The sequence below is a fragment of the Bacillus sp. JH7 genome (genome assembly GCF_001563515.1).
Lineage (GTDB): Bacteria > Bacillota > Bacilli > Bacillales > Bacillaceae_G > Bacillus_A > Bacillus_A cereus.
Map to the genome: position 1 here is coordinate 772737 of NZ_LPUS01000001.1, position 22880 is coordinate 795616.

Below are 22880 nucleotides of genomic sequence, written 5' to 3' on the forward strand. Positions count from 1 at the left end.
ATGAAGATTTCTAAAGAAGGTGAAAAGTTTTTAATCGATACGAAAGTATATTTAATAACAAAAGGTATTAAAGAAGAAGATGTGGACGCTTTTCTAGAAGATGCAGAGCTTCATTTAATAGAAGGTGAAAAAAAGGGAAAGACAGTAAGTGACATATTTGGTGACTCACCAAAAGAGTATGCGGAAGAATTAGCGAAAGAGATGGAGAAGGATAAAAGTGGGAGCATAAAAAGTATTTTAGGGATGATTATTGGTATTGGTGGATATTGGTTACTGACAAATATTTTATTTGGAAGTCCAGATCAACAATTTACGTTAACAAATATACAGTTAATTGGTTATCCTATCGTTTTAATCATTACGATTATTGGAACGATTGTTGCATTTAGAATGTCTTCTTTTAAAAGTAAATTAGTAGAATTTGGAATAATTTATGTAATAGTAATGGTTCCTATTTTATTATTGGTGTTATTGATGTTTATGAATAAATGGTATGGGACACCTGTATTGCAATTGGCGACAATGCAAACATATATATTAGCAGCAATTATCTTTTTATTACTTCTTATTGGTGAAGTATATGTTCTTGGCTGGATGGGTGTTTTTGTACTAATTGTTCCTCTTATGATTATGTTCTTATTTAAAGACTTAGAAGAAAGTAATGTATTTTGGGGAATTGCAAAGGTCTTACTTATGTATGGAAGTATATATGGATTAATGAAATGGTCTTTAAAAATTGAAGAAAGAAAAAGTATGAACTAGAAATTCAATAAAAAGCGGCTGCTCTGGATATACCAAAAATTATTTCCAAAGAAATATTATATAGGGATTTTTAGAGGGATTACATTTACATTTAGTTGTCTATTTTTATTTCTAGCAGCCGGGATTTGTTTTGTTGATTGGAATAAGTTGTTTTAAACAGTAACATGAGGGTTACTGTTTTTTTCTTTGCAATAAAGAGCTTTGTAAAGAGAGTGTTTTTTGTTCTGCTGTTAATAAGGAATGAATATGAACGTTTTCTGGACGAGGGACTATCGGATACATAAGATTTGTTGGAGAAGGGTGGTGCTCCGAGCCGGTTGGAGAATGAGGATCTGCATGAGTAAGTTTTCCATGAATACGTCTTGTAAATAAAATATGACCAATTTCGTGAGCGAGCGTATATATATTTTTCATAGGAGCAGCCGAATTTGTTAAAACGATATAACCGGTAAGTTGCTGTTGTTTTGCTAAAGAATAAGCGCAGGCAATTACTGCTGTTTCTTTGAAATAATCACTGCCAATATAACAAATATAAAGGTCGCATTCAGGAGCTTCATTTACACATGTTTGGAAAAAGGATGCCAGCTTTTCTTGACTTTGAATGGAATTTTTATAACTGATTTCACGATCGGAAAAACGGAAAAGTTCATTTAATACAATTACTTCTTGAATTTGAAATGTAATGGGGTGCCAAATTGATTCTGCAACAGCTAAATCTTTTGCGATGCGGTCATCAGAAATATCGGCGCCGGGAGTAATGCAAATACATATATTGACGTATGGATCCATAAGGAACACCTCAAATGAAAAAAAGTTCTTCCTATAATATATGTGGGAAAAAGATGTCATGTATGGATAAACGCCTTCTTTATTGAATATATAGATGACAAGTCGAAAAAATTTCATAGTTCTATAACATGGTGTGGTCGTCTTTTTGATATAGTAAAGGAAAGGGGGAGAATATATGTATACATTAAAAATCGTTTCAGACAGAGAAGCACTTTATCAATTTGCGAGTTATGTAAGAGTTGTACAAGGGGTTGAAGATGTATATGTAGAGGTGGGAGAACCTTTATATGAACATCCTTTAATGAAGTTTTATGTACATATTAAGCTGAAAGAAATATATGAGCAGCATAAAGCGTTACAGGAAATAGCAAGATTAGTAGAGTTGGGTCGTTTTACATATGTCCATTATCGTAATGATGAAATTGAGGAAGCTTTTGAAGCTGTAAAATATGAAAGTTTTAAGAAATAAAGGTGAAAAAAAGGAGGCGAAAGCTTCCTTTTTTCTTTAAAATTACATGAACAAAAAGAGCAAAATTTTGTTATGATAAGGGAGGTTAGGGAAAGGGGAATTTACATATGGGGTATATTGAAGAGTTACGAAAAGTCGTTGGTACAAGGCCGCTTATTCTCGTAGGATCAGCAATTATTATATTAAACGATAATCAAGAAGTATTGCTTCAATATCGTTCAGATACATATGATTGGGGTGTACCTGGTGGGGCGATGGAACTGGGCGAAACGACAGAAGAAACTGCACGTAGAGAGTTATTTGAAGAAACGGGGTTAACTGCAAAAATAATGCAATTTCTTGGTGTTCTATCAGGAAAAGAAGTATATTTCCGTTATCCGAATGGCGATGAAATTTTCAATGTCATTCATCTGTATCAGGCACATCATGTGAGCGGGGAATTAAAGCTCGATCATGAAGGGTTGAAACTTCAATATTTTCCAGTAGATAAGTTGCCAAAATTGAATGAAACAACAGAGAAAATTTTACAAAAGTTTTTATATGCACTAACAGAATAGAAGGTTAATTCCTTCTATTTTTATTATATCAAATATTTTGATTTTTTAGTATGTTTATAGTATGATAGTTATAGATATACATCTTATGGAATTTCACCTAAAAACTTACTAGGGTACATAAGAGAGGGGCAAGTGCAAAATGCATAATGTTGTTATTACAGCTGCAGTTCGTTCGCCAATTGGAACTTTTGGAGGAGCGCTAAAAAATGTAACGCCAGTAGAATTAGCTGTTCCTGTACTTCAGGAAGCTGTAAAACGAGGCGGGGTAGAACCACATGAAGTTGATGAAGTAATTTTAGGTCATTGTATTCAAAGAACTGATGAAGCAAATACGGCGAGAACAGCTGCATTAGCGGCAGGATTTCCTGACACAGTTACGGGATATACAATCCAACGCCAATGTTCTTCAGGTATGCAAGCAATTATGTCAGCTGCAATGCAAATCCAATTAGGTGTAAGTGATGTTGTTGTTGCAGGTGGAGTAGAAGCGATGAGTTCGAGCCCTTATGCATTGAAACAGCACCGCTGGGGACAACGTCTACAGCACGGAGAAATTCGTGATACGGTGTGGGAAGTGTTAGAAGATCCGATTCACCATATTATGATGGGTGAAACAGCGGAAAATTTAGTTGAACAATATGAAATTACAAGAGAGGAACAAGATGAAGTTGCTCTTCGCAGTCATACATTGGCACTGAAGGCAATCGAGTCTGGATACTTTGACGATCAAATTGTTCCTATTACAATAAAAGAGCGTAGAAAAGAAGTTATATTTTCGAAGGATGAACATCCACGTGCAGATATTACAGCTGAAAAATTAGCTGGATTGAAGCCGGCATTCCGTAAAGATGGATCAGTGACTGCGGGGAATGCATCTGGCCTTAATGACGGGAGTGCAGTTCTAGTATTAATGAGCGAAGAAAAAGCGAAAGAAAAAGGTTTACAACCGTTAGCTAGAATTGTTGGATATTCAGTAGCTGGAGTAGATCCAAAAATTATGGGTATTGGACCAGCACCAGCAATTCGTAAAGGTTTAGAAAAAGTAGATTGGTCATTGGAAGATGCAGATTTACTTGAAATTAATGAAGCTTTCGCGGCTCAATATTTAGCTGTAGAGAAAGAGTTAGGCTTAGACCGTGAAAAAGTGAACGTAAACGGTAGTGGCGTAGGACTTGGGCATCCAATTGGTTGTACAGGGGCTCGTATTACAGTAAGTTTAATTCACGAATTAAAAAGACGTGGGTTAGAAAAAGGAATTGCCTCTTTATGCGTCGGTGGCGGTATCGGGGTTGCCTTATTTATAGAAGCACTATAAAAAAGAAGCAGCTATTGCTGCTTCTTTTTTTACGGCTCAAATAGATGATGAAATAATCGATCACGATTTTCAAAGAAAAGTTTCGTCGTTTGGTAATGCTCAGTTTCTTCTAATGTGGATTCGTGAATCCCTTCTTGTGTTAAAGAATATATAGTGGATTCAGGGTAGGCCATTAAAATAGGAGAATGCGTCGCAATAACAAATTGTGAACCTTGTTCCGCTAGCTCGTGCATTCGAATGAGCATGGAAAGTTGTCTCATTGGTGATAAAGCTGCCTCAGGCTCATCTAAAATGTATAAACCTTGTCCTGAAAAACGATTCATAAATAATGAGAAGAACGATTCGCCGTGTGATTGTTCGTGTAGTGAAACGCCGCCGTAAGATTTTATAGCATCTATTTCATCAATATAAGAAGCAACGTTATAAAATGATTCAGCGCGAAGAAAGAAACCGTCGTTTGGTGTATTGAAACTTTTTGAAATTCGAAGGTATTCATGTAAAGATGAATGGGAATCGTTTGTGCTAAAGCGGAAGTTCTTCGTTCCACCTTCTGCATTAAAACCTAACGCAATTGCAATTCCTTCAAGTAATGTTGATTTACCTGTTCCGTTTTCTCCAATAATGAATGTTACATTTGGATGGAAAGCTAGTGATTGTAATGTTCGGATAGCAGGTAAGCAGTAAGGATATGCGGAAAAACTAGGGATATTTTCTTTTTTTAATGTGACATTTTGTAAAAAAGGTACGTCAATCAATATATAAACCTCAATTCATAACGGATTTTGAATTTAAAAAGGCAGAAAATACAAGTGTTAATGACACCTGAATCCCTTCCTTATTTTCTGAATATTTTATGTGGATTATATCATTTAAACTATCATATTCCAATGTGAAAATAAATATTGCATGAAGATCCATTCTCTCGTTATGATATATGGTATTCTATTGAAAATGTGAGAAGGAGTTAAAGTATGCCGTTTACATTTGCACATCCAGCAGCAGTTCTTCCTTTTGCGAAAAAGCATTCTAAACATATTTCAGTAACGGCTCTTATATTAGGTAGTATGGCGCCTGACTTTGAATATTTCTTACACTTTAGACCGTATGGTGTAATTGGGCATACGTGGCTTGGATTCTTATATTTCAATTTACCACTTGTCTTTTTGTTAGCATACATATATCATTACATTTTAAAAAAGCCGTTTATAACGCATTTGCCTAAACCGTTTGCTGGTTATTATTCATATGCAATAGATGAGAGGTGGGGGCTATATACATGGAAAGAATTCTTTGTATTTTGCTATTCTGCATTATTCGGTATGCTCACGCATGTCGTTTGGGATGCATTTACTCATAATACAGGCTATTTTGTTATGAAAATACCATTATTACAAAGAGAATGGTACGGTATCTCTGTTTATAAATATATGCAACATGGAAGTACATGTATTGGTGTTCTACTATTAGTATACGTTTTATGGAAGTATAGAAATGAAATGGGTAAAGATCTTATTTTAGCTTCAGAAAAAAGAAAGTATTGGGTTTCAGTAATTGTTGTAGCAACTATTATATTTATCGTGCACGCGTTCCTAGATCCCTATTTTCATATTTTCCAAATTGGAGGTATAATAGTATCTGGACTGACAAGTTCATTTTGTGGACTTGTCATTGTTTCTATAGTTTACAAAGCCAGGGACTAATTTTATATTCATGAATGATAGCGTTAGGAGAAATGAAATGATGAAAGCATGGAAAAGTATTTTTGTTTTATGTAGTTTTCTTCTTATGTTAAGTGGTTGCTTCCATCAAGAAGAAAAGAAAGCTGAACCAAAGAAGAAAGAATCTATTCCTGAAACAAAAGAATATGGTGGGCGTGAGCTGAAAAAAGTAGGACAAAAAGTGAAAGAAACAGGATGGGGTACTTTCAAGTTAGAGCAGATGCATTCTGTGAATCAAACATTTGAAGTAGCGCCAATGAAAATTCACGTACAAGATGTGAAAGTAATTTCTTTATCACAGATGAGTGAAAAGGCAAAAAAAACATTGAAAGTATACACGGCACTAACCCCTGAAGAAGTAAAACGGAGATTAGGGGATAAAGTAAGCCAAGAAGATGCAGAATTATATGCATCGCTAAGTGGAACAGAGATTAGTAATACAATTCGTTACGTTGAGATTACATATAAAGTGGAGAATACCGGAAATAAAAATATGCAATTTTTCTCTATGAATGATGTTATGATTAATGGTAAGCAACATTTTAAAGTAGCCACTCAAAACTTTTTATATGACGAAGATACGTTAGTTGGTACAAAAAATGTATCAAGAGAAGACTATAAGCCTGGTGAAACAAGAGATGGTATTATTGGTTTAATACTTGACGATGGAAAAGACAAGGTAAAGGATATTCAGTTTACAACTGATGATTTACTTGCAGGGGATTCAGAAACACAAGATGTTGTAAAAGAGCCACAAACGTTTAACATCTCACTAAAATAATGTAAGACAAAACAGTCAGCATTCAAATATTATGCTGACTGTTTTTTTATTTCTTTTATGTATGAATCTACATTTTGAAAAGGTACCTTAATTTTAAACGCATCTTTTTGTTCATTAAATTGCTTTTCATTGTAGGGACCGAAACGTTTATTGTGCTTTACGTCAATAATCCAATAATGTTCACTTTTTTTATTTGCAATTGCTGCGTCAGGGTTATTCGGATCTGATTTTTCCTCGGTTTGTTTTGCAATAATGTATTTATCATCCCAAGCAATGTCTGTAATTTTTGCAGGGATGTATTGTGTGGCATATACAGCATCTTGCGAGGGGAAAAGTTCAAATGCATTTCCAGAAGTACGTATGAGTTCGTATTCATCGTTAACCGTATAAGTTAAGTGACCTGTGTTTCCTGCACAACCAGTTAATAGGAAGGCGACGAATAGGATTATCCATTTTTTCAATATGGGAACCTCCTTTATAATGCTATTGTAACAAATTGTACAAGAAAAGTAAGAGAAACGCTAGTTTACAATGTTTTTTAGAAGTGGTACGATGAGACGGGTAAAGAAGGATATGAAGGAGTCGACATAAAATGAAGTTAAAGATGCATCGTCCAGCGCTTGTAATGAATCGCATAGGTGCTTCCCTAATTGACATGTTTTTAATCTCGGTTATGTATGGTGCAGTAGTAGCTGTTATGACCGGAAACTATAGTGCTATGTTTAAGCGCTTTAATATAAGCTTAGGTGATTTTAGATATGATTTCGCAGTAGTTTTTATATTAATGGCGATATATTTTATTGTGTTACCCTTTATTTGGAACGGTGTTACACTTGGAAAAAAGGTAACGAGAATAAAATTAATTTCATTGAAGAGTGAAAAGCTAACGTTGCAAACATTAATTATAAGATTTTTTGTAGTGTTATTACCGAACGTATTGCTATTAGGAATTCCATTAATATGTAATATATATATGATGTTGTTCCGCAAAGATAATTGTGGTTTTCAGGATTTAATTACAAAAACGAAAGTAATAAGTCTTGTATAATGAAAAAAAGACCTTTTTATATATAAAAGGGTCTTTTTGATTTTATAAGTATATGGGGAATGTTTACAGTAAGGAAAAGCTAAAATGTGTTAATTCTATTTATAATAGATTGAAAATTAAGAAAATTATATAATGATTAAAAATAATATCTTTATTCCGCCATATTGGGGCTGATTAAAATTTCACTTTATATAATAAGGGGGAGATTAAAATGACTGGAGGTAGTGTAATCTTTTGGGGGATTTTAATTTTCATCGGTTTAGTTTTCGACCAGCGTAATAATAAGAAAAAAGAAGGATAAAAAGTAAACGTTTACAAATGAGATAGCAATTTTCTTGCTTGCAGATTAATCTTATAAAGGAGTATACTGAATGACGGTAAGACTTATAGAAGGGGTAATGAAAATGAAGCTTGCAGGAAAAGTTGCTATCGTAACTGGCGGTGGCATCGGTATTGGACGTAATACAGCTCTTTTGTTGGCTAAACAAGGCGCAAAAGTTATTGTGACGGACATTGATCAAGAGAGTGGACAAGCAACAGTGGAGGAAATTATGAATCTAGGCGGAGAGGCACTTTTTGTATCCTATGATATGGGAAAGCAAGGAGATTGGCAACGCGTTATTAGCATTACTTTGAATGCATTCAGTCGCATTGATATGCTTTTTCAAAATGCAGGTTTATATAAAATAGATTCTATTTTTTCTCGCCAACAAGAGAACGATTCCAATGTACTTTGTATTAATGACGTTTGGATAGAGATAAAACAATTAACGTCATCTTTTATGAAACAGCAAGAAGAAGTGGTGCTTAGTGATTTACCGATTTTCGGTATTATTAGCACAAAAGGACAATCATTTCATACAGTAGAAGCCCTAGTATAATAATAAAAACCGCCCTCAATATATGTGGACGGTTTTTTTGTATGTGTATAGTAAAGATAAATTTTTTAGCGAATACGTTGTTCAGTTTGGTTATCAAAGAAATGTGCTTTATTCATATCAAATGCTAATTTAATTTGATCACCAGGTGAAAATGTATGTCTTGCATCTACACGTGCTGCAAAATCTTGATTTCCAAGTTTCATATATAAAATGGATTCAGCACCTAATAATTCAGCGACTTCAATTTTTGTTGTGAAGGCAGTAGATTGCGAAGCTTCTAAAAATAGTAGTTCATCATGAATGTCTTCGGGGCGAATACCTAAAACAATTTCCTTATTTACATAGCCTTGTTCACGTAGCATCTTCATTTTTCCTTCAGATACTTTAATTTTTATAGTATTGTCTATAACGAAATCGGTTTCAGTCAATTTACCACGGAAGAAATTCATCGCTGGTGAGCCGATAAATCCACCCACGAAAATGTTTTCTGGCGTTTCGTATACTTCTTTTGGAGTTCCAATTTGTTGGATTTTTCCATCCTTCATAACGACAAGACGCGAAGCCATAGTCATTGCTTCTGTTTGGTCATGTGTTACATAAATTGTTGTTGTTCCAAGGCGATGATGTAGCTTAGAAATTTCTGAGCGCATTGCAACACGGAGTTTAGCATCTAAGTTTGATAATGGTTCATCCATTAAGAAAACTTTTGCATCTCGAACGATTGCTCTACCTAACGCAACACGTTGGCGCTGTCCACCTGATAATGCTTTCGGTTTTCTATCTAAATATTGTTCAAGTCCTAAAATTTTTGCTGCATCTTTCACACGACGATCGATTTCATCTTTTGGTATTTTTCGAAGTTTTAATCCAAATGCCATATTATCATATACACTCATATGTGGATAAAGAGCGTAGTTTTGGAATACCATAGCGATATCTCGATCTTTTGGAGGAACATCATTCATTAGTTTACCATCAATTGAAAACTCGCCTTTTGAAATATCTTCAAGTCCAGCTACCATTCGTAATGTTGTAGATTTTCCGCATCCAGAAGGACCGACAAATACAATAAATTCTTTATCTTGAATGTGTAAATTAAAATCAGTTACAGCTGTTACGTTATTATCATATATTTTATAAATGTTTTCTAATTTAAGTTCTGCCATGGTATTTCCCCCTAGAAATAATTATGCAAACGTTTTCTTTGAGTTCATTATAAACGAATAGATTCAAAAAATAAATAAAAAAATAAAACGTTTTCATTTATTGGAGATTTATTAGTGGTTTTCATATGTTTTCTTAGAAAAAGAACAATAAAAATTGTAAGCGCTATTTTAAATTGAGATAGAATCTGTTATCATTCATTAATGAAAACGTTTGCGCCTTAAAAAAGAGAAAAATGAATGATGAATGAAATGGGGTAGCATAATGGAAAAACAATGGTGGAAAGAAAGTGTAGTATATCAAATTTATCCTCGTAGCTTTATGGATAGTAATGGTGATGGTATAGGAGATCTTCAAGGGATTATTTCAAAGCTAGATTACTTAAAAGAGTTAGGGATTGATGTGATTTGGTTATCACCAGTCTATGAATCTCCAAATGATGATAATGGTTATGATATAAGCGATTATTGTAAAATTATGAACGAGTTCGGAACAATGGAAGATTGGGATGAGCTATTATATGAAATGCATGAACGTAATATGAAACTTATGATGGACTTAGTTGTTAATCATACTTCGGATGAACATAATTGGTTTATTGAATCACGTAAATCAAAAGATAATAAATATAGAGATTACTATATATGGCGCCCTGGAAAAGAAGGGAAAGAACCGAACAACTGGGGAGCTGCTTTTAGTGGATCTGCATGGCAGTATGATGAAATGACGGATGAATATTATTTACATCTGTTTTCTAAAAAACAGCCAGATTTAAATTGGGATAATGAAAAGGTAAGACAAGATGTTTATGAAATGATGAAGTTTTGGTTAGAAAAAGGAATTGATGGCTTCCGTATGGATGTTATTAATTTTATTTCTAAAGAAGAGGGATTACCAGCTGTTGAAACAGAAGAAGAGGGGTATGTTTCAGGTCATAAGCATTTTATGAACGGTCCAAACATTCATAAATATTTACATGAAATGAATGAGGAAGTATTATCGCATTATGATATTATGACGGTTGGTGAAATGCCTGGTGTAACGACAGAAGAAGCGAAATTGTATACTGGAGAAGAACGAAAAGAGTTGCAAATGGTATTCCAATTTGAACATATGGATTTAGATTCAGGAGAAGGTGGAAAGTGGGATGTAAAACCATGCTCACTTCTTACTTTAAAAGAGAATTTAACAAAGTGGCAAAAAGCATTAGAGCATACCGGATGGAATAGCCTTTATTGGAATAATCATGATCAGCCTCGCGTTGTATCTCGTTTTGGTAATGATGGAATGTATCGCATTGAATCAGCAAAAATGTTAGCGACAGTTCTTCATATGATGAAAGGAACGCCATATATTTATCAAGGAGAGGAAATTGGAATGACGAACGTTCGATTCCAATCAATTGATGAATATCGAGATATTGAAACGTTAAATATGTATAAAGAAAAAGTGATAGACCATGGTGAAGATATAGAAAAAGTAATGGAATCTATTTATATAAAGGGTCGTGATAATGCTAGAACTCCGATGCAGTGGAATGATCAGAATCACGCTGGATTTACAAAAGGTGAACCTTGGATTACTGTAAATCCTAACTATAAAGAGATTAATGTGAAACAAGCAATCCAAGATGAAGGTTCAATTTTTTATTACTATAAGAAATTAATTGAACTACGCAAAAATAATGAAATAGTTGTGTATGGATCATATGATTTAATATTAGATAATGACCCTTCTATTTTTGCTTATGTAAGAACATATGGAGATGAAAAACTACTTGTCATTGCAAACTTTACTGCGGATGAAAGTGTATTTGAAATGCCTAAGGATATTAGTTATAGTGAATCAGAGTTATTTATACACAATTACGATGTAGAAATCGGATCAATAGATAACATTCCATTACGTCCGTATGAAGCGATAGTGTTCAAATTGAAATAAGAAAAAGCCTTATGCCATTTCGAACTTGGCATAAGGCTTTTTTGGATTACCATTTTAATATGGAGAATCCATATGGAGGAAGTGTAACTTGTAATACACTTGCTTCCGCTGAAAATTCTTCGTTTGTATAAATGTTAATTATTTTCTTACCAGTAACATGAAGAGGGAGTGAAACTGTAACTTCACTATTAGTAGGGTTTAAAACGAAAAAGATAGTTTCATCCTCATATGTTTTCGTATAAGAAATATAATTATGTTCATCATTTGCTTCGATGAATTGAAAAGTACCATGTCCTCCAAATGCTTTATGTTGTTTACGTAATAAAATCAATGTTTGTATATGGGTAAATAATGCATGATCTTGTTCTTTAGTATCCCAAATCATACATTTACGGCAATCAGGGTCCATGCCGCCATCCATACCAATTTCATCCCCGTAATAAATACAAGGAGAGCCGATGAAAGAAAGATGGAATACATAGAGCAATTTCAACTTATTTTTATCTCCGTTGCATGTTGTTAAAATTCTTGGAGTATCATGGCTGTCTAATAAATGAAATGCTGCTTCATTTACATTCATAGAGTAGGAATGTAGAGATTCTGTAATTTGTTTCATGAATTCACTTGCTTTAATGGAATCGTTAGCAAAGTAAGAAAGTAGAGCATTTGTAACAGGATAGCTCATGACAGCATCAAATTGATCGCCTTGTAGCCACGGAAGGGCATCGTGCCAAATTTCTCCCAAAATATATACTTCAGGATTTAGTGTCTTTATTTCAGTTCGGAATTCTCTCCAAAAGTTGTGATCGACTTCATTGGCGACATCAAGGCGCCAGCCATCTATATTGAATTCTCGTACCCAATAACGTCCTACTTCAAGTAAGTATTCTTTTACATCTGGATGAGCTGTATTTAATTTAGGCATATACGGTGTAAAGGCGAAAGTATCATAATTTGGAAGTGGTTCGGTTATAATCGGAAATTCATGAATGTGGAACCACTCTTTATATGCGGACTTCTCACCATTCTCTAGTACGTCTTGAAATTTCTCGAAAAAGTATCCACTATGATTAAACACAGCATCGAGCATTACTTTTATACCGTGCTTATGACATTCTTCAACGAGCTCTTTAAAAGTTTCTTTCGTCCCAAATTGTGGGTCAATTTCCATATAGTCAATTGTGTCATATTTATGGTTTGAATGAGCTTTGAAAATAGGTGTGAAATATATTCCGGAAATGCCAAGCTTAACAAGGTAATCAAGGTTTTGAATAACACCAGAAAAATCTCCGCCGAAAAAATTAGTTGGAGTTGGATTCGCACTTCCCCAAGGAAGGGTGTTTTCTGGATTCAGCGTACTATCGCCATTAGCGAATCGCTCAGGGAAAATCTGATACCAAATGGTGTCTTTAATCCAAGATGGTGCTTTGAATACATCATCTGCATGAATAAATGGAAAACAGAAAAAGTTACCAACATCATCATTTGGAATGCTAGAAAAGAATCCTCGCTCTGCATAAATAAGAGTGTCTGTTTCAGATTTTAATTCAAACCCATAACGTAAGCGCTTAAATTTTGGTTCGATTGCAATGGACCAATAATCAAATAATGCAGTAGAACCCGTTTTTTTCATGGGTGTACTTGCTGATATCCATTTCCCGTCTTTCCATTCGTAAGGATCACCGTAAATAAGATCGGCGCTTTGAATATCATCTCTCTTAGTACGTACTCGGATGTGAATTGTTTGTTCATCATAAGCGTATGCATAATTATCTTTCGGCCTATGATAAATGGCTTCTTTAAACATATAGAAAATCCCCCTTCAATATCTCTATACATAGTATTCCCTTAAGTGTAATAATAAAGCCTGTATTGCAAACGATTGCCTTTCTCGTAGCTTTAATATTGCTTATAAGAGTAGTATTCATTTTATATAAAGTCAATGTATAAAGAGTATAATGACATAATTTTTAAATTAATATTTGCAAAATGAATAAAAGAATGTATAATGATAGACAAATAGCGCAAACGTTTTCATAGATTGAGATATTGTTTGCGCTTCAATTAAACTATCAAATGCAAACGTTTTCAGTTACTGAGGTACATAGACAATTTAGGGAGGTTTTTGGGATGAAGAAAGCATTATCATTATTAACGGTTTCAGCATTATCTATTGGTATGTTATCTGCATGTGGACCGAAAGATTCAGGGAAAAAAGAGGAAAGTAAAGCGAAAAAAGACTATGATCTTCTTGTTTGGGAAGATGATAAAAAAGGTGTTGGTTTAGAACCAGCAGTGAAAAGCTTTGAGGAAAAATATAAAGTAAAAGTAAAAGTTGTTGAAATGCAAATGACAGATCAAGTGAAGAAGTTACGCCTTGATGGGCCAGCGGGGACTGGACCAGATGTTGTAACATTGCCACACGATCAAATCGGAAATGCAGTAACAGAAGGTTTACTTTCTGAAGTGAAAGCAGATGATGCTGTAAAGAGTAAATTTACTAATTCATCAATAGAAGCACAGACATATAACGGAAAATTATATGGTTTACCAAAAGCAATTGAGACACCAGTCTTTATTTACAATAAAAAACTAATGCCAAAAGCGCCAGAAACGATGGACGAGCTGTTTAACTTCTCAAAAGAATTTACGAAAGATGGCAAGTACGGATTTTTAGCATTAGGAGATAACTTCTACTTTGCTAATGCATTCATGGCAGGTATGGGCGGTTATGTATTTGGTGAAAAAGATGGAAAGCCAAATGCAAGTGATGTTGGATTAAATAATAGTGGAGCAGTACAAGGTGCTGAATATCTTCAAAAATGGTACAAGGAAAAATTATTCCCAAAAGGTATTATCGGTGAATCAGGTGGGCCTGCTGCTGATGGACTATTCAATGAAGGAAAAGCAGCTTCTATCATGAATGGCCCATGGGCGTTCCAAGCAATGGAAAAGAACGGGATTGATTATGGCGTTGCTCCAATGCCGAAATTACCAAATGGTCAACCAATGAAAACGTTTGTTGGGGTTAAAGGATGGCATGTAACAAGTTTCTCTAAACAAAATGATTTAGCTACAAAATTCACTGAGTGGGTAACAAATGAAGAAAACGCAAAAATTCGATTTGAGAAAACAAAAGAAATTCCTCCAGTAAAATCAGTAATGGAAGATCCAATTATTAAAGATAACGAAGCTGCAAAAGCAGTTGCAACGCAATCTGAAAATGGAATTCCAATGCCAAACATTCCAGAAATGCAAGAAGTTTGGAAACCAGCTGGAGATGCGCTTCAATTAGTTGTTACAGATAAAGAGGCACCAAAAGCGGCGCTTGATAGTGCAGTGAAACAAATTAAAGGTAATATTGAGGCAAATCATAACAAGAAAAAATAAGGTGAAATTCGTGCCTCTAATATGAGAGGCACGAATTCTCTCCCTTCCATGTAGGAAGAAAAAAGGGGGAAGGAACATGCAAACATCTATGGAACCAGCAAATGGGTTAAACCGTTCAAAGCATAGGAAAATGGCAACCATGTTATCAATCATTCCAGGCGTGGGCCAAATGTATAATAAACAATTTGTAAAAGGTCTTATTTTTCTAGTATTAACAGGTTCTTTTATTGTAGCCTTTGCTGATTTATTAAATATGGGATTATGGGGTATTGTAACGCTTGGTACAGAAGTTCCACGTGACCATTCTGTCTTTCTATTAGTAGAAGGAATCTTGGCCCTTATCGTTATCGCTTTTGGGCTAGGCATATATGCATTTAACTTATATGATGCATACCAAAATGGAAAGAAACGTGATAGCGGAACAGCGTTAAATTCTGTAAAAGAGCAATATCGTAATTTGTTAGATCAAGGTTTTCCTTATTTAATGGTTTCACCAGGTTTTCTACTACTTATCTTTGTTGTCGTATTTCCAATCATCTTCGTAATTTTAATTGGATTTACAAACTATGATTTATATCATTCTCCTCCAGCTAAATTAGTAGATTGGGTGGGCTTTAAAAACTTTATTGATATTTTCACTTTACCGATGTGGAGAGAGACATTTGTAAGTGTATTCTCTTGGACTGTCATTTGGACATTCGTTGCAACAACATTACAAGTTGCACTTGGTATTTTCTTAGCGATTATCGTAAATCAGCCTGGTATTAAAGGAAAGGCGATTATTCGAACAATCTTCATTTTACCGTGGGCGGTTCCAGCATTCGTATCTATTCTTGTTTTCTCTGGTATGTTTAATGAAACATTCGGAGCGATTAACAATCAAGTATTAGCTTTATTCGGAATTGAAAAGATTGCTTGGATGACAGATCCATTTTGGGCGAAGATTGCTTTAATTATGATTCAAACGTGGCTTGGGTTCCCGTTTATCTTTGCGATGACAACAGGTATACTGCAATCGATTCCGGGAGAATTATATGAAGCGGCTACAGTAGATGGAGCGACAGCTTGGCAACAGTTTCGTAAAATTACATTGCCACTTGTGTTATATGCAACAGCACCAATATTAATTACGCAATATACGTTTAACTTTAATAACTTTAGTATCATCTATCTATTTAATGGTGGAGGTCCTGCTGTAGCTGGACAAGACGCAGGTGGAACGGATATTTTAATTTCATGGATTTATAAGTTAACGATGACTTCAGCGCAGTACGGAAAAGCAGCAGCTCTTACAATGATATTATCGTTAATTGTTATTACAGTTGCGTTATGGCAATTTAAGAGAACAAAATCATTCCAAGAAGAGGATATGATGTAAATGAATATTAAAAGACAGAAGATGTTACGTCTCTCATTAAGTTATTTAGTTATTTTCGTAATGTGTGCCATCATTTTCTATCCGTTATTATGGATTATTGGCTCATCGTTTAATCCAGGTGATAGTTTATCTGGATCAAGTATTATTCCACAAAATGCAACGTTAGATCATTATCGTAAGTTATTAGATCTAGAGAATAGTAATTACTTACTATGGTATAAAAACACATTAAAAGTAAGTGTTTTAACGATGATTTTCTCAGTGTTAGCAATTAGTTTTACCGCTTATGCATTTTCGAGATATCGTTTTGTTGGAAGAAAAAATGGTTTATTAACATTTTTAATTCTGCAAATGATTCCAAACTTTGCAGCGTTAATTGCTTTATACGTATTAGCTCAATTAACAGGATTAATTGATACACACCTTGCATTAATTTTAATTTATGTAGGCGGGGCTATTCCGATGAATACATGGCTTATGAAAGGGTATTTTGATACGATTCCGAAAGAACTGGATGAATCAGCTCGAATGGATGGAGCAGGACATTTTCGTATTTTTTGGCAAATCATTATGCCACTTGCAAAGCCAATCGTAGCGGTTGTAGCGTTATTTACTTTCATTGGTCCATTTACAGATTTCATTTTAGCGAGTATTATTTTGCGAACACCAGAAAATTATACTTTAGCAGTTGGATTATATGAAATGGTTGCGAAGAAATTCGGTAATGAATTTACAACGTTTGCAGCGGGTTCTGTGTTAATTGCGATCCCAATTTCAATTTTATTCCTATCACTACAAAAATACTTTATTTCTGGTTTAACAGCTGGAGGTACAAAAGGATGAAAAATGGGACATTACGTCCCATTTTTCTTTTCATCTCCCTATAAATAAGTTTATAGGGAGATGAAAAGAGATTTGACATCACATGTGAAAAGAAGTGAAATAAATAGTATATTATAGTATAGGAAAAAATAGCTATATCCCTTACAATACATGAAGAGGGAGAATAGGATTAGTTTTGCAAGATATAAGAAATGAAAGTTTATGACTTGCAATGAGTGCGAGATAAAATATATGAAAAATGGCAGAGAAATGAGAGGAGGGGGATTTTTATGACAGTTACAATTAAAGATGTGGCGAAGCAAGCAAATGTTGCACCATCAACAGTTTCTCGTGTAATTGCTGATAATCCAAGTATAAGTGAAAAGACAAAGCGCCGTGTTAGGAAAGTGATGAGTGAATTAGGGTATCATCCCAATTTAAATGCGAGAAATCTTGCGAACCAAACGACGAAAACACTTGGTCTTGTTATGCCAAGTTCTGCAAGTAAAGCTTTTCAAAATCCATTTTTCCCAGAAGTTATAAGAGGGATTAGTTCATTTGCACACGTAGAAGGTTATGCGCTTTACATGTCGACAGGTGAAACGGAAGAAGAAATTTTTAATGGTGTCGTAAAGATGGTACAGGGACGCCAAATTGGTGGCATTATTCTTTTATATTCAAGGGAGAATGATCGGATTATTCAATATTTACATGAACAAAATTTCCCGTTTGTTTTAATAGGAAAACCATATAATCGAAAAGATGAAATTACATATGTAGATAATGACAATTATACAGCTGCAAGAGAAGTGGCAGAATATTTAATTTCATTAGGGCATAAGCAAATCGCGTTCATTGGTGGTGGATCAGATTTACTTGTAACGAGAGATCGTTTAGCTGGTATGAGTGATGCCTTGAAATTAGCAGACATTGTATTACCAAAAGAATATATTTTACATTTTGATTTTTCGAGGGAAAGTGGTCAACAAGCTGTTGAGGAATTAATGGGACTGCAGCAACCGCCAACGGCAATTATGGCAACGGATGACTTAATTGGACTTGGTGTGTTAAGTGCTCTTTCTAAAAAAGGATTCGTTGTACCGAAAGATGTTTCTATTGTAAGCTTTAATAATGCTTTATTATCAGAAATTGCGAGCCCTCCACTTTCGACAGTTGATGTGAATATTTATCAGCTAGGATATGAGGCAGCAAAAGCTTTAGTTGATAAAGTAGAGAATGCAGAATCCACTGCAAAGTGTATCATTATTCCTCATAAATTACTAAAACGTCAAACTTGTGATCATTATGCATAAAAAAGCTAAGAGTTTAACTCTTAGCTTTTTTCATTAGAAAGGCTTCTAATCGGTCGCAGCCTTCTTTTAAAGTTTCGATACTATACGCATAGGACAAGCGAAGGTAGCCTTCACCGTATTCAGAGAATGCTGTTCCAGGAACTACAGCTAGTCCCGCTTCTTTGACAAGATCAAGTGCAAAATCAAATGATGAAGATGTCAAATGACCAACATATGGGAATAAGTAAAATGCACCTGTTGGCTTTTCAACTGTTAATCCCATTTGAGTGAGTCTATTATATACGTAATCACGGCGTTTTTTATATTGGTGGCGCATCATTTTTGGTGCGTCTTTAGCTGCTGTTAATGCTTCAATTGCAGCGTATTGAGCGATTGAAGTAGCACACGTTACATTGTATTGATGAACTTTTAATATGTGTCCTGCTAAATAACTTGGTGCAAATAAAAGTCCAACACGCCAGCCAGTCATAGAATGTGATTTAGATAAACCGTTAATGACAATTGTTTTTTCACGCATTTCTGGGAAATGAGCGATAGATGTATGCTTTTGTTCATATACAAGCTCGCTATAAATTTCATCTGAAAGGACGAAAATATTTTTATCTTTTAAAACATCTACAATATCTTTTAGCTCTTCTGTTGATAAAGTTACACCGGTTGGGTTAGAAGGATACGGTAGTACGATACATCTTGTTTTTTCTGTAATAGCATTTTTAAGCGCTTCAGCTGTTAAACGAAATCCAGTTTCACGAACATCTACAAAAATAGGCGTTGCACCGCATAATCGAATAATAGGTTCGTAGCCTGGATAAATAGGAGCAGGTAAAATTACTTCTGTTCCTGGCTCTAAAATCGTTCGGAATGCAACATCAATTGCTTCGCTAGCACCGATTGTAACGATGGTTTCGTTTTCAGGTGAGTAATGTAAATCGTAGTTATCTTTTACGAAGTTACAAGCTGCCTTACGTAATTCTAGTAAACCAGCGTTATGTGTATAGCTTGTATAGTTTTCTGTAATAGCCCGTTTTGCCGCTTCTTTCACGAGAGAAGGTGTAGGGAAATCGGGTTGTCCAATTGTTAAAGAAATCAAATTACCATAGTTTTGAATCATGTTAGAGAATTGACGGATTCCAGAAATTTGGATATCCTTCACTCTAGGGTTAATGAATTGTTCCATTGTATCTCCCTTTCTTCCGTTTGAAAATTAAGTTCATTTTATCATATTTTCTATGATTACGCTTTGTATATGTTATTTAGAAAGAGAGAGAAAAGAGAAAAAAAGCCGCTATAAGCGACTTTTTAATATCCGTATTCCCAATCTATTTCATCTTCATTCCAGAGTACAGAGGATACCTTGCCAAGGTGAACAACTGATTCGTTCACAGCACATGTGCAGTTTTCTTCTCCCGCTTTATGCTGCAACTCTTCATATACTGATTTTTCAACATTTTCTAGAACAACCAAATTTTCTTCTTTTAAAACAAGCGTAGTACCCGCCATATTTATCTTCCTCCTACTAAAGTAATGATCACTTATTTGTAAACATAGATAGTATGGATTATATGCTGTATTTTGCTATAGTTGTCCGTCTAAAAAAGTATTTTTATATTTTCCTTGTAATCCGTATTCATTGTATACTGCACGAAGGAAATTTGGTACAGGGTTTACAATCATTTCGAAAATCTGTAACAATTATTATGAGTTGTTAACAAAGAATTAACAAATATGTTAAGAAAAATCAAAATTTTAAAACAAATACACCTATAAAATGATATAATCATATCAAAATACATATAGGGGATGAGAGGTTATGGAGCTTATCCGTGATTTATTGATTCAAATTGCCATCATAATTTTGCCACTATTTTTATATGAAGCGATTCGTTTAAATCGCTATCAAGAAATGCCTCCGAAGCCAAATCGTTACTTTATTATGTTTTTATCTAGCGTTACGCTCGTTCTCTCCATGACATACTCTATTTGTTTTGGCAATGTGTGTGGGTATAACTTTCACCCCATTCCAATTGTCAGTGGTTTTTTATATGGTGGGATTGTTGGTTTAATCCCAGCGGTTATTTTTGTTGCATATGAATGGTTACTAAAGGGAATGAGCTTTCTTCCAGTTTTAGAAGTAATATTTTTATTGATAGTTCCGCTATTTTTATCAAAGAAATGGTCTCTTTTTTCAAGGGATAAGAAATTAATTTTAGCATTTATGATTTCATCATTTTATGTGCTTGTTTCTTTAGTATTAGGCATGATTAATGTTCTTTTGGAAACAGGATTTACACCGTATATTTCGCAAATATATAGCGGATTTATATTTGCCTCGCTTATCATGGTCATGACAATGGTATTCCAGGTGTATTTAACTGAATATTTAAATGAAAATGCATTGCTACGTACAGAGATGCAAAAATCAGAAAAGCTTAATATTGTAAGTGAGTTAGCAGCAAGTGTGGCACATGAAGTTCGAAATCCACTAACTGTTGTTCGTGGATTTATCCAATTGCTAGAAAGTACGGAAGATGTGAAGAATAAGGATTATATGCGTCTCGTATTAGCTGAATTGGATCGGGCGGAACAAATTATTTCAGATTACTTAAATTTAGCAAGGCCGCAAATTGAGAAAAAAGAACACATTTGTTTATCAGCCCAATTAATAGAAATGACCACTCTTATGTCGTCATTTGCAGCGATGCAAGGTGTATATTTACAAGTTGAAATTTCAGAAAGTCTTTATACGATTGGTGATAAGACAAAATTGAAGCAAGCTATTATGAATGTTGTTAAAAATGGTATTGAAGCAATTCAAGGAAATAAAGGATATTTAAAAGTAACAGCTATTCAAAAAGATGAAACAATCATAATAAGAGTTAAAGATAGTGGTGTTGGTATGACGAAAGAACAGTTAGCAAGGCTTGGGCAACCATATTATTCTTTAAAAGAAAAAGGGACAGGATTAGGACTTATGGTAACATTTAGTATTTTACAAGCGCATAATGGTACATTGGAATATAAGAGTGAGAGCGGAAAAGGCACTGAAGCAATTATTATATTACCAGCTGTACAAAATAAGGAATAAAAGTTACCGATGAAAGGTAACTTTTTATTTTATATTGTTTATTCATTTGTTTTTTCTTGTTTTGCTCGGCTAAATAAACTTTTAAATGATTGAAAGAAGCTTTGCTCTTTTGAGGCAGCAACCATTCTTTTTGTTTCTTGAATTTCTCGAATAACTTGCATAAGCTGTGCATCACGGTTACTGTCTTTGTTATAAATTTGACTAACAAGTTTATTCATTTTTTCTTCCTGTTTGGATTCTCGTTTATACATATGATTCATTAATAAGTCCATCTTTTCTTTTTGCAGTGCATCTGTTTGAGCGGCGTGATCGACTAACTCTTGAAGCATTTTTTCTTGAGAGCCTTCTTTTACATAAACTTGTTGCATCAATTCGTCTAGTTTCTCATCCTTTAAACGATTTTGTGTAATTAGAGTAGAATTTTGATGAATAATTGCTTCATTTAATTGAGCTAGCATTTCAAGTTTTAACATGAACTCCTCAAAGTTACGCCCATCTTCTTTTTCTTTCGTTTGTATCTCTTGCTTATCTTGTATAACTGGTACAGGTGGGGCCTCTTTTTCTTTTAAAATAATCGGTATCGTTTCTGAAATATCTTCTTGTAATGTAGCAGCTCTTTCGTGTATAGATTTCAATAATTTTAAATCATCAAGTTTATAAATACGAGCATCAGCTGTTTTGGAAATCATATAACCATGTTCCTCTAACAGTTGACTATATTTGCGAACTATATGTTTTGGGATGCCTGTTTTATTCGTGACATCTTTCGTTTTATAGGTAGCTTCCATCATATTTCCTCCCCAAAAAGTATCGTATATATCATTTCAATCTTTTATGAGGACTTCCTTTGAAAAAGAATGTCGGAAGGCTATTAGTTTTCTACAGCATTAGTGAAAAAATGAAAATTTTTGGCGGAATGGCAAGGAATAACTAAAATAATGTCTGAAAACATATACAGGAGAAGTTTGTTATAATAACGGAGGAAAAGAAACTGGTAGAAACATGGAGGTATACATGAAGCAATTAAAAGGTATTATCATTTCAATTATCGCAATTCTGTCTATTTTAGTAGCAGTTTATGAAGTACTTGTGCCAGAGGAAACAAGTGTAAAGAAAACGAATACGTATGATCAAGTGTTAGAATTTCCGAAAGAACGTTATCCAGAGACAGGAAAACATATTACGGATGCTATAAAAGAAGGGCATTCAGAAGTTTGTACAATCGATCGTGGTGGTGCTGCAGATAGAAGGAAATTGTCGTTAGCACCATATCCATCAAAAAAAGGGTATGATCGTGATGAATGGCCAATGGCGATGTGCAAGGAAGGCGGAAAAGGAGCACATATTGAATATATAAGTCCGGCGGATAACCGTGGAGCAGGCTCTTGGGTAGGGAATAAGTTAGATAAATACCCAGATGGTACGCGAGTAAAATTTGAAGTGAAGTAGTAGTTGTATATTTCATAA

The 22880-nt window shown here is 34.4% G+C and carries 24 protein-coding genes and 1 pseudogene; 17 read left to right on the forward strand and 8 right to left on the reverse strand.

The genetic code is table 11. From position 1 onward, the window contains the following. Together AU379_RS04200 and AU379_RS30855 are read left to right on the forward strand one after the other, a co-directional pair. Entirely contained in the window at positions 1-762 is a 762-nt protein-coding gene (locus AU379_RS04200) for a DUF1129 domain-containing protein (protein ID WP_030027768.1), read from the forward strand. 12 nt (positions 763-774) lie between these two features. After that, a pseudogene (locus AU379_RS30855) lies at positions 775-918 on the forward strand (DNA-binding protein); the annotation flags it as partial. 15 nt (positions 919-933) lie between these two features. Here AU379_RS30855 and AU379_RS04205 read toward each other — a convergent pair. Next, on the reverse strand, positions 934-1551 hold the full coding sequence (locus tag AU379_RS04205) for a hypothetical protein (protein WP_000371615.1): 618 nt from the start codon (positions 1549-1551) through the stop codon (positions 934-936). Between the two features lie 175 nt (positions 1552-1726). Here AU379_RS04205 and AU379_RS04210 point away from each other — a divergent pair, with 175 nt between their 5' ends. The 3 genes from AU379_RS04210 (at position 1727) to AU379_RS04220 (ending at position 3892) form a co-directional block, all read left to right on the forward strand. After that, positions 1727-2020: a DUF3928 family protein gene (locus AU379_RS04210; protein WP_061138972.1), complete on the forward strand. Its 294-nt coding sequence runs from the start codon at positions 1727-1729 to the stop codon at positions 2018-2020. A 107-nt stretch (positions 2021-2127) separates the two neighbouring features. Further along, the gene (locus tag AU379_RS04215; RefSeq protein WP_000540529.1) at positions 2128-2577 is read left to right on the forward strand and encodes an NUDIX hydrolase; all 450 of its coding nucleotides are present in this window, start codon (positions 2128-2130) and stop codon (positions 2575-2577) included. Positions 2578-2716: 139 nt separating this feature from the next. Beyond that, the gene (locus AU379_RS04220) at positions 2717-3892 is read left to right on the forward strand and encodes an acetyl-CoA C-acetyltransferase (protein ID WP_000552076.1); all 1176 of its coding nucleotides are present in this window, start codon (positions 2717-2719) and stop codon (positions 3890-3892) included. A 29-nt stretch (positions 3893-3921) separates the two neighbouring features. Here the strand turns inward: AU379_RS04220 and AU379_RS04225 are convergent, their stop codons facing one another. Next, positions 3922-4647: an AAA family ATPase gene (locus AU379_RS04225; RefSeq protein ID WP_030027760.1), complete on the reverse strand. Its 726-nt coding sequence runs from the start codon at positions 4645-4647 to the stop codon at positions 3922-3924. A 216-nt stretch (positions 4648-4863) separates the two neighbouring features. Between AU379_RS04225 and AU379_RS04230 the strand changes: the two genes are divergently transcribed. Both AU379_RS04230 and AU379_RS04235 read left to right on the forward strand, forming a co-directional pair. Then, positions 4864-5592: a DUF4184 family protein gene (locus AU379_RS04230; protein ID WP_001116848.1), complete on the forward strand. Its 729-nt coding sequence runs from the start codon at positions 4864-4866 to the stop codon at positions 5590-5592. 37 nt (positions 5593-5629) lie between these two features. After that, positions 5630-6391 carry a hypothetical protein gene (locus tag AU379_RS04235; RefSeq protein ID WP_000973895.1) on the forward strand — a complete coding sequence of 254 codons (762 nt, stop codon included), beginning with the start codon at positions 5630-5632 and terminating at the stop codon, positions 6389-6391. A 29-nt stretch (positions 6392-6420) separates the two neighbouring features. Here AU379_RS04235 and AU379_RS04240 read toward each other — a convergent pair whose 3' ends face one another. Next, the gene (locus tag AU379_RS04240; protein ID WP_000758785.1) at positions 6421-6852 is read right to left on the reverse strand and encodes a DUF3997 domain-containing protein; all 432 of its coding nucleotides are present in this window, start codon (positions 6850-6852) and stop codon (positions 6421-6423) included. A 131-nt stretch (positions 6853-6983) separates the two neighbouring features. On the opposite strand from AU379_RS04240, the gene AU379_RS04245 reads away from it, so the two are divergent. From AU379_RS04245 to AU379_RS04255, 3 genes are all read left to right on the forward strand, one after another. Next, positions 6984-7439 carry an RDD family protein gene (locus AU379_RS04245; RefSeq protein WP_000769095.1) on the forward strand — a complete coding sequence of 152 codons (456 nt, stop codon included), beginning with the start codon at positions 6984-6986 and terminating at the stop codon, positions 7437-7439. Positions 7440-7650: 211 nt separating this feature from the next. Next, a complete protein-coding gene (locus tag AU379_RS04250; protein WP_000145650.1) occupies positions 7651-7740 on the forward strand; it encodes a hypothetical protein in 90 nt (29 codons plus the stop codon). A gap of 70 nt (positions 7741-7810) precedes the next feature. Next, entirely contained in the window at positions 7811-8320 is a 510-nt protein-coding gene (locus AU379_RS04255; RefSeq protein WP_000218410.1) for an SDR family NAD(P)-dependent oxidoreductase, read from the forward strand. 65 nt (positions 8321-8385) lie between these two features. Here AU379_RS04255 and ugpC read toward each other — a convergent pair whose 3' ends face one another. Next, positions 8386-9486: a sn-glycerol-3-phosphate ABC transporter ATP-binding protein UgpC gene (gene ugpC, locus AU379_RS04260; RefSeq protein WP_000818931.1), complete on the reverse strand. Its 1101-nt coding sequence runs from the start codon at positions 9484-9486 to the stop codon at positions 8386-8388. A gap of 262 nt (positions 9487-9748) precedes the next feature. On the opposite strand from ugpC, the gene malL reads away from it, so the two are divergent. Continuing rightward, entirely contained in the window at positions 9749-11425 is a 1677-nt protein-coding gene (malL, locus tag AU379_RS04265) for an oligo-1,6-glucosidase (RefSeq protein ID WP_000415182.1), read from the forward strand. 46 nt (positions 11426-11471) lie between these two features. On the opposite strand, the gene AU379_RS04270 is transcribed toward malL, so the two are convergent. Further along, complete coding sequence (locus tag AU379_RS04270) at positions 11472-13232, reverse strand: alpha-glycosidase (RefSeq protein WP_000471776.1); 1761 nt, start codon at positions 13230-13232, stop codon at positions 11472-11474. Positions 13233-13555: 323 nt separating this feature from the next. On the opposite strand from AU379_RS04270, the gene AU379_RS04275 reads away from it, so the two are divergent. From AU379_RS04275 to malR, 4 genes are all read left to right on the forward strand, one after another. Continuing rightward, a complete protein-coding gene (locus AU379_RS04275) occupies positions 13556-14815 on the forward strand; it encodes an extracellular solute-binding protein (protein WP_000709923.1) in 1260 nt (419 codons plus the stop codon). 76 nt (positions 14816-14891) lie between these two features. Next, entirely contained in the window at positions 14892-16193 is a 1302-nt protein-coding gene (gene malC, locus AU379_RS04280; protein ID WP_030027745.1) for a maltosaccharide ABC transporter permease MalC, read from the forward strand. After that, the gene (malD, locus tag AU379_RS04285) at positions 16194-17036 is read left to right on the forward strand and encodes a maltosaccharide ABC transporter permease MalD (RefSeq protein WP_001022608.1); all 843 of its coding nucleotides are present in this window, start codon (positions 16194-16196) and stop codon (positions 17034-17036) included. Between the two features lie 269 nt (positions 17037-17305). Further along, on the forward strand, positions 17306-18328 hold the full coding sequence (malR, locus tag AU379_RS04290; RefSeq protein ID WP_061138973.1) for a maltose operon transcriptional repressor MalR: 1023 nt from the start codon (positions 17306-17308) through the stop codon (positions 18326-18328). Between the two features lie 13 nt (positions 18329-18341). On the opposite strand, the gene AU379_RS04295 is transcribed toward malR, so the two are convergent. Then, entirely contained in the window at positions 18342-19505 is a 1164-nt protein-coding gene (locus AU379_RS04295; RefSeq protein WP_000434600.1) for an aminotransferase A, read from the reverse strand. A gap of 122 nt (positions 19506-19627) precedes the next feature. Beyond that, positions 19628-19828, reverse strand: coding sequence for a hypothetical protein (locus AU379_RS04300; RefSeq protein ID WP_000929280.1), 201 nt, complete (start codon positions 19826-19828; stop codon positions 19628-19630). 310 nt (positions 19829-20138) lie between these two features. On the opposite strand from AU379_RS04300, the gene kinB reads away from it, so the two are divergent. Continuing rightward, positions 20139-21413, forward strand: a complete 1275-nt coding sequence (gene kinB, locus AU379_RS04305; RefSeq protein ID WP_000420369.1) for a sporulation sensor histidine kinase KinB — start codon at positions 20139-20141, stop codon at positions 21411-21413. A gap of 38 nt (positions 21414-21451) precedes the next feature. Here the strand turns inward: kinB and AU379_RS04310 are convergent, their stop codons facing one another. Beyond that, a complete protein-coding gene (locus tag AU379_RS04310; protein WP_000388471.1) occupies positions 21452-22201 on the reverse strand; it encodes a DUF3967 domain-containing protein in 750 nt (249 codons plus the stop codon). 226 nt (positions 22202-22427) lie between these two features. On the opposite strand from AU379_RS04310, the gene nucA reads away from it, so the two are divergent. After that, entirely contained in the window at positions 22428-22862 is a 435-nt protein-coding gene (nucA, locus tag AU379_RS04315) for a DNA-entry nuclease (RefSeq protein ID WP_000811494.1), read from the forward strand. Positions 22863-22880 lie beyond the last annotated feature (18 nt).